General features: G+C 63.9%; 16 protein-coding genes. 12 read left to right on the forward strand and 4 right to left on the reverse strand.

Translation table 11 applies throughout. The features are described 5' to 3' along the window. Positions 1–82 precede the first annotated feature (82 nt). From GVL04_RS20645 to GVL04_RS20675, 7 genes are read left to right on the forward strand one after another with little or no spacing between them, the layout of a single operon-like run. Positions 83–943, forward strand: a complete 861-nt coding sequence (locus GVL04_RS20645; protein WP_159708017.1) for a fumarylacetoacetate hydrolase family protein — start codon at positions 83–85, stop codon at positions 941–943. Positions 944–973: 30 nt separating this feature from the next. Beyond that, on the forward strand, positions 974–1456 hold the full coding sequence (locus tag GVL04_RS20650) for a cupin domain-containing protein (RefSeq protein ID WP_159708018.1): 483 nt from the start codon (positions 974–976) through the stop codon (positions 1454–1456). A 2-nt stretch (positions 1457–1458) separates the two neighbouring features. Further along, positions 1459–2331, forward strand: coding sequence for an acyl-CoA thioesterase II (locus GVL04_RS20655; protein WP_159708019.1), 873 nt, complete (start codon positions 1459–1461; stop codon positions 2329–2331). A gap of 59 nt (positions 2332–2390) precedes the next feature. Continuing rightward, the gene (locus GVL04_RS20660) at positions 2391–4085 is read left to right on the forward strand and encodes an AMP-binding protein (protein WP_159708020.1); all 1695 of its coding nucleotides are present in this window, start codon (positions 2391–2393) and stop codon (positions 4083–4085) included. A gap of 14 nt (positions 4086–4099) precedes the next feature. Continuing rightward, a complete protein-coding gene (locus tag GVL04_RS20665; protein ID WP_159708021.1) occupies positions 4100–6490 on the forward strand; it encodes a bifunctional salicylyl-CoA 5-hydroxylase/oxidoreductase in 2391 nt (796 codons plus the stop codon). A gap of 2 nt (positions 6491–6492) precedes the next feature. Beyond that, positions 6493–7863, forward strand: coding sequence for an aromatic acid/H+ symport family MFS transporter (locus GVL04_RS20670; RefSeq protein WP_159708022.1), 1371 nt, complete (start codon positions 6493–6495; stop codon positions 7861–7863). 9 nt (positions 7864–7872) lie between these two features. Next, positions 7873–8280, forward strand: a complete 408-nt coding sequence (locus GVL04_RS20675) for a thioesterase family protein (protein WP_159708023.1) — start codon at positions 7873–7875, stop codon at positions 8278–8280. 74 nt (positions 8281–8354) lie between these two features. On the opposite strand, the gene GVL04_RS20680 is transcribed toward GVL04_RS20675, so the two are convergent. Beyond that, a complete protein-coding gene (locus GVL04_RS20680; RefSeq protein ID WP_159708024.1) occupies positions 8355–9140 on the reverse strand; it encodes a VOC family protein in 786 nt (261 codons plus the stop codon). Positions 9141–9263: 123 nt separating this feature from the next. On the opposite strand from GVL04_RS20680, the gene GVL04_RS20685 reads away from it, so the two are divergent. After that, positions 9264–10148 (forward strand): PaaX family transcriptional regulator C-terminal domain-containing protein, encoded by an 885-nt coding sequence (locus GVL04_RS20685; RefSeq protein ID WP_159708025.1) that lies wholly within the window; start codon positions 9264–9266, stop codon positions 10146–10148. 30 nt (positions 10149–10178) lie between these two features. Here GVL04_RS20685 and GVL04_RS20690 read toward each other — a convergent pair whose 3' ends face one another. Then, complete coding sequence (locus GVL04_RS20690) at positions 10179–10961, reverse strand: VOC family protein (protein WP_200846916.1); 783 nt, start codon at positions 10959–10961, stop codon at positions 10179–10181. A 211-nt stretch (positions 10962–11172) separates the two neighbouring features. Then, positions 11173–11814, reverse strand: a complete 642-nt coding sequence (locus GVL04_RS20695; protein WP_159708029.1) for an NADPH-dependent F420 reductase — start codon at positions 11812–11814, stop codon at positions 11173–11175. Between the two features lie 126 nt (positions 11815–11940). Between GVL04_RS20695 and GVL04_RS20700 the strand changes: the two genes are divergently transcribed. Next, positions 11941–12642 (forward strand): HAD family hydrolase, encoded by a 702-nt coding sequence (locus GVL04_RS20700; RefSeq protein ID WP_159708031.1) that lies wholly within the window; start codon positions 11941–11943, stop codon positions 12640–12642. Here GVL04_RS20700 and GVL04_RS20705 read toward each other — a convergent pair. Further along, positions 12639–13250, reverse strand: coding sequence for an NADPH-dependent FMN reductase (locus tag GVL04_RS20705; protein WP_159708033.1), 612 nt, complete (start codon positions 13248–13250; stop codon positions 12639–12641). The genes GVL04_RS20700 and GVL04_RS20705 overlap by 4 nt on opposite strands. A gap of 186 nt (positions 13251–13436) precedes the next feature. On the opposite strand from GVL04_RS20705, the gene GVL04_RS20710 reads away from it, so the two are divergent. The 3 genes from GVL04_RS20710 to GVL04_RS20720 are packed head-to-tail and all read left to right on the forward strand — an operon-like array spanning position 13437 to position 16359. After that, complete coding sequence (locus GVL04_RS20710; RefSeq protein ID WP_159708035.1) at positions 13437–14633, forward strand: Re/Si-specific NAD(P)(+) transhydrogenase subunit alpha; 1197 nt, start codon at positions 13437–13439, stop codon at positions 14631–14633. Further along, on the forward strand, positions 14633–14989 hold the full coding sequence (locus tag GVL04_RS20715) for an NAD(P) transhydrogenase subunit alpha (RefSeq protein WP_159708037.1): 357 nt from the start codon (positions 14633–14635) through the stop codon (positions 14987–14989). Before GVL04_RS20710 ends, GVL04_RS20715 begins: the two co-directional genes overlap by 1 nt. After that, positions 14986–16359, forward strand: coding sequence for an NAD(P)(+) transhydrogenase (Re/Si-specific) subunit beta (locus GVL04_RS20720; protein WP_159708039.1), 1374 nt, complete (start codon positions 14986–14988; stop codon positions 16357–16359). Before GVL04_RS20715 ends, GVL04_RS20720 begins: the two co-directional genes overlap by 4 nt. Positions 16360–16401: the final 42 nt, after the last annotated feature.

Below are 16401 nucleotides of genomic sequence, written 5' to 3' on the forward strand. Positions count from 1 at the left end.
ATCATTTCTGCCGTGCTACGTTGAGCATATGTGACGATCGTAAAAAAGTCGACACATCACAAAAACTCGAAGGGAACCCGCAATGAAACTCGCCACCTTGCGCACGGCCAACGGAGGTACGACGGCGGCACTCGCCACAGGCGCCGACTCCTACCTCGCGCTGCCCGCCACCGACGTCGGGGCGCTCCTGGCCCAGCCGGAGTGGCGGAATGTCGTGGCAGAGGCCGCAGTGGCCCCGGCAGGCGACCAGCAGGTCATTGCAGCAGCGGACGCGGACCTCGCACCGCTGTTGCCCCGCGCCGGCAAGGTCATCTGCTGCGGCCTGAACTACGGTGACCACATCCAGGAAATGGGCCGCGAACTTCCCGAGTACCCCACGCTCTTCGCCAAGTACGCGGACACCTTGGTAGGAGCCGCCGACGCTGTAGAAGTCCACGGCAGCGCCCGCGTCGACTGGGAAGCCGAGCTCGCCGTCGTCGTGGGTTCTGAACTGTTCCGTGCGGACGAAGACCAAGCGAGCGAGGCAATTGCCGGGTATACCGTGGCCAATGACGTCTCCATGCGCGACTGGCAGAGCCGGACCCTTCAGTGGTTCCAGGGGAAGGCCTGGGATGGCACCACTCCCGTGGGGCCGGTCATGCTGACGGCCGACGAGGCAGGCCAAAGCTTCGAGGTCCGCGGCTACGTCAACGGCGAGCTGGTGCAGCAGGGGAACACCAGCACCTTGGTGTTCGGCCCCGCGCAGCTCCTGTCCTATATCTCGCAGTTCACCGTCCTGCGCCCGGGCGACCTCGTCCTGACGGGAACGCCCGGGGGCGTGGGCATGGGGATGACCCCGCCCCGCTACCTCAACGACGGCGATGTCCTCGCCACCGAAATCGACGGGATCGGCCGGCTGGAAAACCAGTTTCGGATCCACGTACCAGTCCCGGCAAACGTCTGAAATCCTCACACCACATCAAAGGAGAGACCCATGAGCCAGACCACCACCGAATACCGCCTCGAAGGCGACAACTCCATCTATGCCCAAGCAGATGGCAAGGTTGTTCCGGTCGTCACCCGCGCCGGCGCGGAGGACACCAACACCGCCCAGTCCGGTGACTGCATCCGCGTCTCCGGCGTGAGCATCCAGCACACCCCGGCAACCAAGATCTGGTTCGGCCAGGTCTCCAACACCCCCGGCTACCGCTCACTCCCGCACCACCACGGCGAGGCTGAAACCGGCGGCTACGTGCTCCGGGGCCACGGCCGCATCTACTTCGGCGAGAACTACTCGGAGTTCATCGACATGAAGGCCGGCGACTGGGTTTTCGTCCCGCCGTTCATGCCCCACGTTGAAGCCAACATGTCCATCACTGATGAACTGGTCTGGCTGACTGCCCGTACGCCGGAAAACCTGGTGGTCAACCTCGAAGACGTCGCCGACGAAACCCTCGCCGACTACCGCCGGGCCTAGCCATGATCACTGGAACCCTGACGTCTGAGACCTTCCTCAAGGCCGTTGAGCTCACGCCGGCAACGGCCGAAGTTTTCGACGAAGCCTACGAAGCAACCACCCAGTACGTGCCGTGGCCAAAAGCCTATGGTGGAGACATGGTGGCACAAGCTGCGGCCGCAATGATGCGGTCCGTTGATGCTGACAGGACTCTGCACTCGATGCATAGCTACTTCATGCGTCCGGTGGATATCGGTTCCAGTGTCCGGTATGAAGTGGAGCGACTGCGGGACGGTCGCGGGTACTCCACCCGTACCGTCCGCGGCTTCCAGAATGGCAAGCCCGTCTATGCCGCGATGGGTTCCTTCCAGGTTCCCGAAGACGGACCGGACTTCCAATCCAAAGTCCCCGCCGCCGTCGAGCCTGAATCGCTGCGGACGGCAGCCGAAGTGCTGGACGGGACTGACGGAGCGGCCGCAGAGTACTGGTCCACGGGTCGCAGCTTCGACATGCGGCATATTCCTGGGCCGGTATATATCGAACTCGAAGGCGGTTCGGTACCGCAGCAAGCGATTTGGGTGAAAGCCTTTGACGCCCTGCCTGACGACGCCGACCTCCACCGCACAGCCCTGGCCTACGTCTGCGATTACACGATTCTGGAGCCCCTGCTCAGGGTCAATGGACTTAACTGGTCCAGTCCGGGACTCGCTACCGCCAGCCTGGACCATTCCATGTGGTTCCACCGCGACGGCCGAGCGGACGAATGGATCCTCTATGCCCAGGAAGCCATCTCCGGGCAGAGCAACAGGGGCTTGGCCATGGGCCGCTTCTTCGACCAGCAAGGAAGGCTCCTCGCAACGGTGGCCCAAGAGGGCATGATCCGGGCCGGCGCCTAAACAGCTTTAGACCCCCACCAACCATCAGCTTCAACGACGCACCACTGAAAGGAACGGCCATGAGCATGATGCCATCGGCCCACGTGGACACGTTCACCCGCGACCACCTGCCGCCCGCCGATACCTGGCCTGCGCTTGAATTCACCCTTCCCGAACTCCATTACCCGGAACGGCTCAACGCCGCCGCGGTGCTGATCGACGACGCTGTCGAACAGTACGGTGCGGACCGCCCGGCCCTGTGGACCCCGGATGGCACGGTCTGGACCTATGGTCAGCTCCAGACGCGCTCCAACCAGGTGGCCCAGGTCCTCACCGAAGACCTCGGTGTCCTGCCGGGCAACCGGGTGCTGCTGCGTGGCCCCAACAACCCCTGGATCGTGGCCGCCTGGCTGGGAGTCCTGAAAGCCGGCGCCGTAGTGGTCACCACCATGCCCATGCTGCGCTCCAGTGAGGTCTCAACGCTGATCGGGCTGACCAAGCCCGTCGTGGCGATCTCGGACCATCGTTTCGTGGACGAACTCGCGGTGGCCGCCGGTGATGACGTCACCGTCCTGACGTACGGAGCCGGCAACGGATTCGACGACGACGGCGACCTCGCCTCACGCTGCGGGCACAAGAGCGGGAAGTTCACGGCTGTGGACACGGCCGCGGACGACGTTGCCTTGTTGGGTCCGACGTCGGGCACCACCGGTGTGCCCAAGGTGACCATGCATTTCCACCGCGACATCCTGGCCAACGCCGATACCTTCGCCCGGTACATCCTGCAGCCCACCGCGGATGACGTCTTCGCAGGATCGCCACCGCTTGCCTTCACGTTTGGGCTGGGGGGACTGGTGGTCTTCCCGCTCCGCTTTGGCGCGTCCTCGCTGCTGACCGAAAAGGCGGGCCCAGTGGAATTGGCCGAGCACGCCTCAAAGGCCGGAGCCACCATCCTCTTCACCGCACCCACGGCCTACCGGGCCATCCTCAAGGAGAAGCGCGGCGACCTCCTCCGCGGCCTGCGCATCGCAGTTTCCGCAGGAGAGCACCTCTCCAAGGAAACCTGGGAAGCCGTCCACGAGGCCACAGGGCTGCGGCTGGTCAACGGAATCGGCGCCACGGAGATGCTGCATGTCTTCATTTCCGCGGCTGGGGATGACATCCGCCCCGGAACCACGGGTCGTGCTGTGCCGGGATTCCGGGCCACGATTCTGGACGACGACGGCAACGAACTCGGCCCTGACAACATTGGCCGTTTGGCCGTCATTGGCCCAACAGGGTGCCGCTACCTGGACGATCCCCGGCAGGCGAACTACGTGGTCCGTGGCTGGAACGTCACGGGAGACACGTTCTCCATGGACGCGGACGGGTACTTCACGTACCAGGCCCGCTCGGACAACATGATCGTCTCCTCCGGCTACAACATCGGTGCGCCCGAGGTTGAGACGGCCATCGACCAGCACCCTGACGTGGTGGAGAACGCGGTCATCGGAATCCCGGATGAGGAGCGCGGCAGCATCGTCTGTGCGTTCGTCGTCCTGCGTGAGGGCGTCACTGGCGATGCCGGCAAGCGCAAGGAAATCCAGGACTTCGTGAAGCAGACCATCGCCCCGTACAAGTACCCCCGGGACGTCCGCTTCGTCACCGAACTGCCGCGCAATCCCAGCGGCAAACTCCAGCACTTCAAGCTCCGCGACGGCATCCTCGCAGAGGACGCCCCCCAAAACGCGGCCAAGAACGAACAACTTACCCCCGCCGGCCAGAGCCAGGCCTGAGAAGGAGCAACACCATGAAAATCGCAATCGTTGGAGGCGGCCCCGGCGGCCTGTACTTCGCAGCACTCATGAAGCAGCTGGACCCGTCGCACGACATCACGCTCTGGGAACGCAACGCTGCCAGCGACACCTTTGGCTTCGGCGTCGTCTTCTCCGATGAGACGCTGGGCGGCATCGGAAACGCCGATCCCGTGGTGGCCGAATACATGAGCCGCCGCTTTGCCCGCTGGTCCGATATCGACATCCACTTCCGCGACCAGATGATCACGGTGGGCGGCCAGGGCTTCGCTGCCATGAGCCGCAAGGAACTCCTGGAACTGCTCCAGCGCCGCTGCATCGAACTGAACGTGGACGTGCGGTTCAGCACCCTGGCACCGGCCATCGAAGAGCTGGAAGCCAACTACGATCTTGTGCTCGCTGCCGATGGCATCAACTCGCAGATCCGTGCCAAGTACGCCGACTCCTTCAGGCCGAACCTGGACCCGCGGACCAATAAGTTCATGTGGCTCGGCACGGACCAGGTATTTGAGGCCTTCAAATTCTTCGTGAAGGAGACCGAGTGGGGCGTCATGCAGATCCACGGCTACCCCTACTCGGACGAGGGCTCCACGTTCATCGTGGAAATGCACCAGGACGTGTGGCACGCGGCAGGTTTCGACGAGACCGCCAACGAGGTCTTCCCTCCCGGCGTTTCGGATGAGAAAGCCATCGCCAAGATCCGGGAGATCTTCGCCGAGGAGCTGAACGGCTACGAGGTCCTGACCAACAATTCCAAGTGGATCAACTTCACCACGGTCCGCAATGAAAGCTGGCGCCACAACAACGTGGTGCTGCTGGGCGACGCCGCCCACACCGCTCACTTCTCCATCGGTTCCGGTACCAAGCTGGCCATGGAGGACTCCCTGGCGCTGGCTGCCTGCCTGCACGAGCACCCGGACGTTGAGTCCGCTCTGGCGGCATACGAGGCCGAGCGCCGGCCTGTGGTCGCCTCCACCCAGCGTGCAGCACAGGCGTCGCTGGAGTGGTTCGAGCGCATCGGCCAGTACAAGGACCAGGACCCGACGCAGTTTGCGTTCAACCTGCTGACCCGCAGCCGCCGCATCACCCAAGAGAACCTTCGCCTGCGTGATCCCGAGTTCGCTGACGCCGTGGACCGCGACTTCGCAGAGTCACAGGGCCTCACCGAAGTTGCGCCCGCCATGTTCCAGCCGTTCCGCGTTGGCGGGCTGGAGCTCAAGAACCGCATTGTTGTCTCCCCGATGGACATGTACTCGGCCACGGACGGTATTCCGGGCGACTTCCACAAGGTGCACCTGGGCTCCAAAGCCCTCGGCGGTGCAGGCCTGGTCATGACCGAAATGGTTTGCGTCTCCGAGGCCGGCCGCATCACCCCGGGCTGCAGCGGCCTGTACACAGACGATCAACGCGATAGCTGGAAGGAAATCGTGGACTTCGTTCACAGCCGCTCCACCGCCAAGATCGGAGCCCAGCTGGGCCACTCCGGCCGCAAGGGCTCCACCAAGCTCATGTGGGAGGGCATCGACCAGCCGCTCGAGTCCGGCAACTGGACTGCGGTTGGACCCTCTGCGCTGCCGTACAGCCCGGAGAACCAGACGCCCGTGGAGCTGGATCGCGCCGGCATGGATGCCATCAAGGCGGAGTTCGTGGCCTCGACTGTCCGCGCAGAGCAGGCAGGCTTCGACCTCCTGGAAATCCATGCCGCCCACGGCTACCTGCTGTCCTCCTTCCTTTCGCCGGTGTCCAACAAGCGGACCGATGAATACGGTGGCAGCTTGGAGAACCGGCTGCGGTTCCCGTTGGAAGTGTTCGACGCCGTTCGCGCGGCATGGCCTGCCAGCAAACCAGTGACGGTGCGTATCTCCGCCACAGACTGGATCGAGGGTGGCAACACTTCCGACGATTCGATTGAGATTGCCCGCGCCTTCGTGGCGCACGGCGCGGCCGGACTGGATGTTTCCACCGGGCAGGTCGCCAAGGAAGAGAAGCCCGCCTTCGGCCGCAGCTACCAGACGCCGTTTGCCGATCGCATCCGCCAGGAAGTTGCCGCTCCGGCAGGCGTGGCTGTGATCGCCGTCGGTGCCATCTCCAGCTACGACGACGTGAACTCCATCCTCTTGGCGGGCCGTGCGGACCTCATTGCCTTGGGCCGTACGCACCTCTACGATCCCCAGTGGACCCTGCATGCCGCCGCCGAACAGGAGTACCAGGGTCCCGGCGCCCAGTGGATTCCGCAGTTCCGCGCCGGCCGACGCAAGCCGCCGAGCTCGCGCACTGACGCGGTTCGTCCGCGCCTGTCCTTGCTGAAAGAAGCTGACATCGAAGAGGTCAACACCCACCTCCGCTGGACTCCGGAGTCCGCCGCCGCATCGGTTTTGGTGAAGTAGCCATGGCCACCGCACCGGTCAACGACTGGAACGTGCCCAAGAAGACCACCGGCCTGGTGTTGTTCTGCTGCTGGCTCGCGATCCTCGCCGAAGGGTACGACGTCGGTGTTCTCGGAGCCATCCTTCCCGCCCTCGCCGAGTACAAGGAATGGAACCTCAGCCCGCTGGCTCTCGGCGGACTCGGGTCATATGCCTTGATCGGCATGCTTATTGGCGCCCTGTTCATCGGCACGCTCAGCGACCTGGTGGGTCGCAGGAAGATGCTCCTGGCTTCCATGGTGATCTTTACCATCACGCAGGCGGGAGCAGCGTGGGCTCCCACTCCGGAACTGTTCGGCATCTTCCGCCTGATTGGTGGCCTGGGCATGGGCGGTGTCATTCCGGTGGCAGCGGCCTTGACCATCGAGTACTCGGCACCGAACAAGCGCTCCTTCAACTACGGCCTCATGTACTCCGGCTACTCGCTGGGCATCGTAGCGGCTGCGCTGGCTGCACTGTTCGTGCTGCCCGTGGGTGGATGGCGCGCCGTTATCGCGATCGGTGCCGCGCCGGTGGTTCTCCTCCCCATCATCTGGAAGTTCCTGCCGGAGTCCCTCGAGTTCCTTGAATCCAAGGGCCGGAAGTCCGAGGCGAAGGCCTTGGCTGCCAGACTGCAGATCGCGGATTACCGGCCGGTGGTCCCGGTCCCGCCAGCGGCCACTGCTGCCCAAGGCGGTCAGGCTGATCCGTGGTGGAAGACCATCACCACCATGTTCTCCCCGAAGTACCTGCGTTCCACCGTGTTCTTCTGGATCTCGCTCTTCTGCGGCCTGGTCCTCGTTTACGGCCTGAACACATGGCTGCCGAGCATCATGAAGAAGGCCGGTTACGACCTCGGTTCTTCCTTGACGTTCCTCCTGGTCTTCAGCCTGGCATCGGCCATCGGCGGCCTGCTCCTGGGCCGCGCTGCCGACAAGTACGGCAAGAAGCTCATCCTGGTGGTCTTCTACATCCTGGGCGGACTGGGCATCATGCTCCTGGTCTTCCCGAACACCATGGTGGTCAACCTGCTGTTCGTCGCCTTCGCAGGGGTGGGTTCCATCTCTACGTCACTGGTCCTCACTGGCTACATCGCCGATTACTACCCGGCCAAGGTTCGCGGCACGGCCACGGGTTGGGCTTTGAGCTTTGCCCGGCTGGGTGCCATTTCCGGACCGTTGATCGGTGGCTGGATCGCCGGTTCGAAGCTGCCTTTCGAGGCCAACTTCGCGATCTTCGCCGGCATCGCAGTACTTGCGGCAGGCGCCGTGGCAATGATTCCCAAGCCACAGCCCGAGGTGCCCGTGACCGTCGTCGACGTCGACCCTGACGACGCCAGCGTCGGCGCCCGCTAGGAGCAAATCGTGGACAGGTTTCCGGAGGCGTGCATCGAGCGAACGGTGGAATGGGTGGACACCGACGCCTCCGGACACCAGCACAACTCGGCCATCCTGCGCTGGGTCGAAGCTGCGGAAGCTGAGCTGTTCCGGAAGCTGGAGCTACCGGATTACTTCCCCAGCGCTCCCCGCGTCCAGCAAGTGATCAACTACAAGGCCAAGCTGTGGTTCGGCCAGCGCATCACCGCCACGGTGAAGATCCACGCGCTCGGCCGAACCTCGCTGACCTTGGCTTTCGAAGTGACGTCCGACGCCGGCGACGTCGCCGCGTATGGGACGGTCACCACCGTCCATGTCCCCAACGGCACTACTGCGGCGCAGCCTTGGCCGGAACATTTGGTCCGCGCCGTAAAGGGTGTGCCGGCAAGCGAATAGTCCCCCCGAGGTGGCACTTGATGACAATGCCCAGGCCCAGGATTGTCATCAAGTGCCACCTCGGCGTGTTCTCTCTAGGACTCGATGACTTGGCTGATGGCCAGGACACCGCCGCTGGGATCAGCCAGCACAGCGTTGCGGAAGCCCGGAGCATCAGTGGGCGGCATCAGCAGTGAGCCGCCCAGCTCAACAACGCGGCGGGCCACAGCGTCCGTGTCCGAAACCTGGACGTTGACGGCCCAGTGGGGTGGCACGCCGGACGTGGGGTCGGCTGCGGTCGCCACGGCAACGACGTCATCGGTCAACGTTGGATGGGCGGCCCGGCGCGTACTTCCGGCCAAGTGCCACAGTCCGATGCCCGCGGGTGCCATCTCCAACCGCCACCCGAAGACGGTTGCGTAGAACTTCTCTGCAGCGGCAATGTCCGGGGTATGCAGGGCACTCATCTGCCACGCGCCCGGGGCATCAAGAATTCCCGCGGCCAGAGGCTTGCTACCGGCACGTACGCCGAAGGGTGCGCCGCTGGGGTCGGCGAGCAAAGCCGTGCGCTCACCGTCGCCTCCCTCGACGGGTCCAACCAGCAGGGTTCCCCCGGCTTCACCCACGCGGCCCACCGTTGTGTCGAGGTCATCCACGAGGAAGTACGTGGCCCATGCTCCGCGATCCAGCATTGGCGGGGCCTGCCCCACTCCCGCTACGCGTCGTCCACCGAGCCGGGCCACCCTGTATCCAAGGTCAGTGGGCTCATCGAATTCCCAGCCGAAGAGCGATCCGTAGAACGCTACGGCTGCCTCCGGGTCAGGCTGAAGTGACTCGATCCAACAGGGCTCACCCAGGACGTAGGAAACCGCATCGGTCATGGCGTGGAACCTCCAAGGAATATGTGGCCGGACGCCGCTCAGCCTACGCCGACCACACACGGTCCCGCACCTATGATGAACTGGACTGGCGCCTGATTGGGGCGCGGAAATGAGGCTCTTTCGATGTTCGCCGTCCCGGCACCCCCGGTGCGCCACCAGCAGCTGCTCGTTACGATCTTCGGCCTTTATGGCCGGAACGCCGGCGATGCCTTGCCGGTCTCCGCGCTGATCTCCATGCTGGGCTCGCTCGGTTACGACGCTCCGGGCGTGAGGTCGTCGGTCTCCAGGCTCAAGGCCAAGGGCGTGCTGAAGAGCGTCCGGGAGGATGGAATCGCCAAGTACAAGATTTCCGAGTCCATCAGCGATGTGTTCCGTGAAGGTGACCGGCGGATCTTCGCGCCGGAACCGCCGGCCCCCGTGGACACCTGGGTACTTGCTGTTTTCTCGGTGCCGGAATCGATGCGCAACCGCCGGCACCAACTGCGTTCCGCGTTGCTGGCCTTGGGGTTTGGTTCCGTGGCCAACGGCGTGTGGATCGCACCGGCCCACAAACTGGAGCAAGCCCGGGAACGGCTCACTGCCGGGGGGCTGATCGAGTTCGTGGATCTGTTCCGGAGCGACTACGTTTTCGACGGTCCAATGCGGCCCAAAATCTCGGAATGGTGGGACCTCAAGGAACTCGATGAGCAGTTCACCGAGTTCCTTGAGCTGTATGAAGGTGCGGAGCGGCAATGGACCGAGAGCATTGGCGACGATCCTGAAGCGGCTCTGGCTGAGTCCACGGAAGAGCTGCGGCGCGACGCATTCCGCTACTACATTCCGATGCTCACCATGTGGCGCAAGTTCCCGTACCGGGACCCGAACCTCCCCGCCGACTACCTCCCGCCGGAGTGGCACGGACCGGCCGTACGCCGCACGTTCCAAGCAGTGCACCGTCTGGCCGCACCCCTCGCCGCGGCCCACGCACATGAGATCATCACCGAAGCCTTGAATCCCGCAGCGGCCTGATCGCAGCGGCCTGACTAATCTCCCGCCGCCCTACTCGCTGGTTCGTGGGGCATCGATGACGCCGAATACTTCACCCTGCGGTGCCCGCACAACCACCATCCGGCCCATGGTACTGTCCTCCACTGGACCCAAAAGGGTAGCGCCAAGCTCTACTGCCCGGGTAGCAGTACCTTCGACGTAGTCGCTGGCGAACCAGGTCATCCAGTGGTTGGGCACGTCATCGGGAAGAGCGGTGTCGTGGTGCATTCCGCCGACTTCCCGCCCATCCAGTGGCCTGCGAACAGTCGAGTAGACAAGGCCTTCTTCGGTGACGTCCTGGTAGCTGACGTCGAAGACTTCCGAGTAGAAGGTACGGGCCGTGGAGTAATCACGGGTGTGGAGTTCGTTCCAGCAGAGGGCGCCGTGCTCATTGACGCGTTCAGCCCCGATGTGGGATCCAGCCTGCCAGACGCCAAAAACCGCGCCGACGCTGTCAAGTGCCAAGGCCATGCGGCCTGATTCCATCACGTCAAAAGGAGGAGCAAGGAGTTGCCCGCCGGCAGCGCTGATCTTCTTGGCCGTGACGTCAACATCGTCCGAGGCCAGGTAGGTGGTCCAGGCGGTGGGCATACCCGGTTCCTGTTTGGGGCCTACTCCGGCCACGGCGCGGCCCCTCACGTACGCCAGGTTGTAGTCACCGGCGTCCTGGCCGCCGGACACGAATTCCCAGCCAAACAGGTCTGCGTAAAAGGCCTTCGCTTCGGCAAGGTCGTCTACACCCAGGTCCACCCACATGGGAGTTGCTGCGGGCCAGCTGGAGATTTTGGTGGACATGGGACTCCTCGGATAGGGGCTCTTAGGGCGAAGCTGCTTCCCCAGATGCCCGATGCGCCAAGCATCTGAGGAAGCAGCCACCCATAAAGTGCACCCTGGACCCGTTTCATGACACCGTTTCCGCCGCTATTTCACGGCAGAGAGCTGTCAGCAGCCCAAAATAGGGCGGCGGGCAAGCGCAAGATGCTTGCCCGCCGTCGTGAGTTAAGGACTAGACCGTGCGCGTGGCCTTGGCGAGGTTCTCGCGGAGTTCATCCGCGTTCTGCCGGATGACGTACGCGGGACGGTCGCGTTCGACGCGCCAACTGTCTTCCAGAGGGCCGACGTTGACGGTGTCGAAGCCGAATTCGTCGTAGAGCTTGGTGACGAGTTGGGCGGCTTCCGGGAAGTCGCTGGAGGTGGCCAGGGCGCGTCGGTTCGGCGTGCCGGCCGGGGCGCCGTCGGTGGTGATTTCCTTGGCGAAGATGTGGTTGAAGCCCTTGGCCACCTTGGACGTGGGAAGGTGCTTTTGGAGTAGGCCGGAGGTGGTGGCTTCGCCGTTGTCCAGCTCGGGAATGCGACCGTCGCGCTCCCAGTAATAGTTGTTGGTGTCGATGACGATCTTGCCTTCGAGCGGCTCCACGGGAATGCCCTGATAGTTCTTGAGGGGGACGGTCACGACGGCGAAATCACCCGCCGCCGCTGCCTCGCCTGCCGTCGCGGCCCGGGCGCGCGGCCCCAGTTCTGCGACCAGCTCGCCGAGCGTTTCGGGCCCCCGCGAGTTGCTGATCACGACGTCGTAGCCCAGTTCCACTGCCTTGCGTGCAACCTGGCTGCCAATGTGTCCTGCACCTATGATTCCGATTGTTGTCATATCCCTGCCAACAAGAAGTTGCAGACGCGTATTTCCCGCGTTACGCATTATGTCGTGGGCGGCCCACTTCCCGTGTCACTTCCCGTGTCACTTCCCGCGCGAGGAGATGATAAGTAGTCTGATGGAATGCCCGGTTCAGCAAAAGACAAAAAGTGCGGCGTCCTCTTCGATGTGGACGGGACACTGATTGATTCCAGTTATTTTCATGCCATGGCGTGGTGGCAGGCGTTCCGCCGGGAAGGGCTGGACATGGAGATGTCCGCCATCCACCGGCGCGTAGGCATGGGAGGCGACAAACTCATCCGAAGCCTTGTACCTGATTGCCCCCGGGACATGCAGGAGGACCTGAAATCGGCGCACGGGGCTGTCTTCTCAACATTTTGGCCCACGCTGCGGCCCTTCGAATCGGTTCGTGACCTCCTTTCGGCATGCTCGGAGGCTGGCCTGGCGGTAGGCCTGGCATCGTCGGCGCAAAAGCGCGACCTCGAAGTGAGCCGGCACATCCTCGACGCCGGATCCTCCATTGATGCCTGGACCAGCTCCGACGATGCTGAGGAAAGCAAGCCCGCGCCGGACATCCTGGTCGCGTGCCTCGAGAAGCTTGGCGTCAGCCCGGAGGATGCCGTTTTTGTTGGCGACGCAGTCTGGGATGTGAAAGCGGGCGGAGCCATCGGCGTGCCCGTGGTTGCCCTGACCTGCGGCGGGATCAGCGAGGCGGAGCTGCGCGACGCAGGTGCCGCGGAGGTCTATGACAACCCGCGGCACCTGCTGGAGCACCTCGAAACCAGCATCATTGGCCGGTTGGTGGCGGGGACAGCCGGCGCCTAGCGGGTGAGCTTGGCGGAATCCGGTTCCTGGTCGCCGATGTGGCCCGGGGCGTTGGCGGCGAGGACGCGCTGCACGAAGGCGCTGTATTCCTCCATGTAGTGCCGCAACAGGCCGGCGGTGCCTTCGTCCTTGACCGAACCGTCGTCGTCGTAAGCGTCTGCGACGAAGCGGATGTAAGCCTCAGGCGCGTTCAACTGCGGCGCGTCGAGGAAGCTCAACACGCTGCGCATGGACGACTGCATCACGGCTGTCCCAATACCGCCCGGCGATGCGCCGATAATTCCCGTGGGCTTACGCGCGAATGAATTGGTGCCCCACGGGCGCGAACCCCAGTCGATGGCGTTCTTCAGCGCGCCCGGAATGGAGCGGTTGTACTCGGGGGAGACGAACAGGATCCCATCCGATGCCGCAATGGAGTCCTTCAATTCCCGGCCGGCCGGGGGGAAGTCGGCGTCGTAGTCCGAACTGTACAAAGGAAGGTCCTTGATGGCGATCTCATGGAACTCGAGCTCCGGAGGTGCGACGCTGATCAGCGCCTTGGAGAGAACCCGGTTGATGGAATTGCTTGCCAGGCTTCCGACGAAGTAACCGATTTTGAAGGTGTCCATAGTGGCGTTCCTTTCCGACGGCGCGGCCGGAACCGGCTCGTCGACGGTGTGGTGGCTGGTTGCCCCCAGCTTCCACCGACCCTAGTGGAGTTGTGCACATAGCGCAGCCCCTACTCCCGCCCGAACCCTCGCGGTCATAGACTCATGCCAACTGGTTTCTGGAGAGTTCTGGAAGAGGGGTGGCGGGTGAAAGCAGGCATAGCGCGCGAGGCACTCGACGGTGAGCGACGTGTGGCTGCCACGCCGGAAACGGTCAAGCAATTGGCCGGATTGGGCCTGGAAGTTCAGATCGAGTCAGGGGCCGGATCAGCCTCCGGTCATAGCGACGACGATTACCGGCAGGCAGGTGCCTCCGTGGTGCAGTCCCTGGACCTCGGGACACTGGATGTCTACTGCCACGTGCGCCCCATGGAACCGTCGACGGCGGGAGCCCTCCGCCGGGGCTCGGTCACCGTCGGCTTGGGGTCACCGTCCTCGGAGCTACCTACAGTGCGGGCGCTCGCCGCTGGTGGGATCACATCTTTCGCGCTTGAGCTGGTTCCCCGTATTTCCCGCGCCCAATCCATGGACGCCCTGACCTCCCAGGCCTTGGTGGCGGGGTATCGGTGCGTCCTTGAAGCAGCCATGCGTCTGCCCCGGTTCTTCCCGCTATACATGACGGCGGCGGGGACCATTCCACCAGCCCGCGTGTTGGTGCTGGGTGCCGGAGTGGCCGGTCTCCAGGCGATCGGAACAGCCAAGCGGCTCGGCGCCCGGGTTTCGGCCAACGACATCCGCCCGGCCTCGGCGGACGAAGTAGCGTCCATGGGCGGCACCTTCATCAAGCTTGACCTCGAAACCGCTGAGGCATCGGGTGGGTACGCACGTGAATTGAGCGCGGACCGTGGCGCCTTGCAGCGGGCACTTTTGGCGCCCCACGTCGCCCAGGCAGACGTGTTGATTACTACGGCCGCTGTCCCGGGCAGGCGCGCACCCCTGCTGGTTAGCCGCGAGATGGTGCGGGGCATGAAGCCAGGCTCCGTGGTGGTGGACCTGGCAGCGGAATCCGGCGGCAACGTTGAGGGGAGCATTCCGGGCCAGGACATTCCCATCCCCACCGCCGACGGCCAAGGCGTGGTGACGTTGGTGGGAATCAAGGATGCTGCGTCAGCGATGCCCACGGATGCATCCCGCTTGTACGCCAAGAACGTGGCCAACCTGCTGGCGCTCATGACCAAGGATGGCTCGGTTGCCCCGGACTTTGCCGACGAAGTAGTGGCCGGCACCTGCCTCACCCACGATGGCGAGGTCCGGCATGCGCCCACATCGGAGGCACTCACCGCGCTCGCCGGCGAAACGGCACCCTTTGGAAGTACTCAACCTGGAACTGAAGGAGTGCGCTGATGGACGGCATGAGCCTGCTGACGATCACTGTGCTGGCTGTTTTTGTGGGCTTCGAAGTTGTCTCCAAGGTTTCCAGCACCCTGCACACGCCACTTATGTCCGGGGCCAACGCCATCCACGGCATCATCCTGGTGGGGGCCATCATCGTTGCGGGACAGGCGGCAGACCCGTTGGTGTTGGCGGTCGCGCTCCTGGCAGTTGTCCTGGCCACGGCCAACCTCGTCGGCGGTTTCGTGGTGACCGATCGGATGCTCGAAATGTTCCGCGGAAGGCAACGGCCGCCGTCGAACGTTGCTCCGACGGATTCCGGAGCCGCGGGAACCGCGGAAGCCGCAGTTAGGGAGCGACGCCCGTGACGCTGCTCAATCCCACCTGGACGGCACTGCTGTACCTTGCGGCGGCGGCGTGCTTCATCCTCGCGCTGAAGGGCCTGAACTCACCACGGACCGCCCGGCGCGGCAACCTGATCGGAGCATTCGGCGCCCTGCTGGCTGTGGTGACGGTATTTGTCTCCGTAAAGCTGGACAACATTCCTTGGATTCTTGGCGCCATCGTGGTGGGTTCCGGTGTGGCTGCCCCCGTGGCCCGCAGAGTACAGATGACCCAGATGCCGCAACTCGTGGCCCTCTTCAACGGTGTGGGCGGCGGTGCTGCGGCGCTTGTGGCATTGCTGGAACTTTCGCATACGGAAGAGCCTTGGGTTCGAGTGGCAATCGTGTTCACGCTGTTGGTGGGGGCGGTCTCCTTCGCGGGTTCCGGCGTTACCTTCGCCAAGCTCCAGGGGCTCATGACCACACGCCCGGTCACGTTCCCGGGACTGCCGGTCCTGATGGCCGTCGTGTTGCTGGCCGCCGTGGGAGCCGGTGTGGTGGTGATCCTCAGCGGCTCCCTGGCACTGGCGCTGGTCCTGCTGGTGTTGGGGCTTGTCACCGGAATCCTGTTGGTGCTCCCTGTGGGCGGCGCCGATGTGCCCATTGTCATTTCACTCCTGAATGCGTTCACCGGTCTGGCCGTGGCCGCCTCCGGGCTGGTGCTGGGGAACGTCCTCCTTGTTGTTGCGGGGACGTTGGTAGGAGCCTCTGGCACCATCCTTACCCGGGCCATGGCGGCTGCGATGGGACGCAGCGTCGCAGGCATCATGTTCGGGGCGTTCAAGGGCGGATCCACCGCTGGTTCCACGGCCGTGAGTGAGCGGCCTGTGCGGTCCTCCAGCGCCGAGGATGTGGCAGTTCTGCTTGGCTATGCGCAGCGGGTCATCATCGTGCCGGGTTACGGCCTGGCAGTAGCGCAGGGGCAGCACACCGCTGCCGAGCTTGCTCTGGCTTTGGAAGCACGCGGCATTGAGGTGGATTTTGCTATCCATCCCGTGGCCGGAAGGATGCCGGGGCATATGAACGTGCTCCTGGCTGAAGCCAACGTGCCCTATGAGTCGCTGAAGGAAATGGGCGATATCAACTCCGAGTTCAAGACGGCCGATGTTGCGTTGGTGGTGGGCGCCAACGACGTCGTGAACCCCGCAGCCAAGACCACCTCGGGCTCTCCAATCTACGGAATGCCCATCCTGGAAGTTGCCGATGCCCGTCAGGTGGTGTTCCTCAAACGCTCCATGCGCCCCGGGTTCGCGGGGATTGAAAATGAACTTCTCTACGAGCCGCAAACCACCCTGCTGTTCGGCGACGCGAAGGATTCGTTGACCAAGGTCCTTGGCGCGGTTAAGGGGCTGTAGGGAAAGTCCGGCAAATCGCGTCATGTACTGATCGTTGGCGGC

Source organism: Arthrobacter sp. 18067 (assembly GCF_902706295.1).
Lineage (GTDB): Bacteria > Actinomycetota > Actinomycetes > Actinomycetales > Micrococcaceae > Arthrobacter.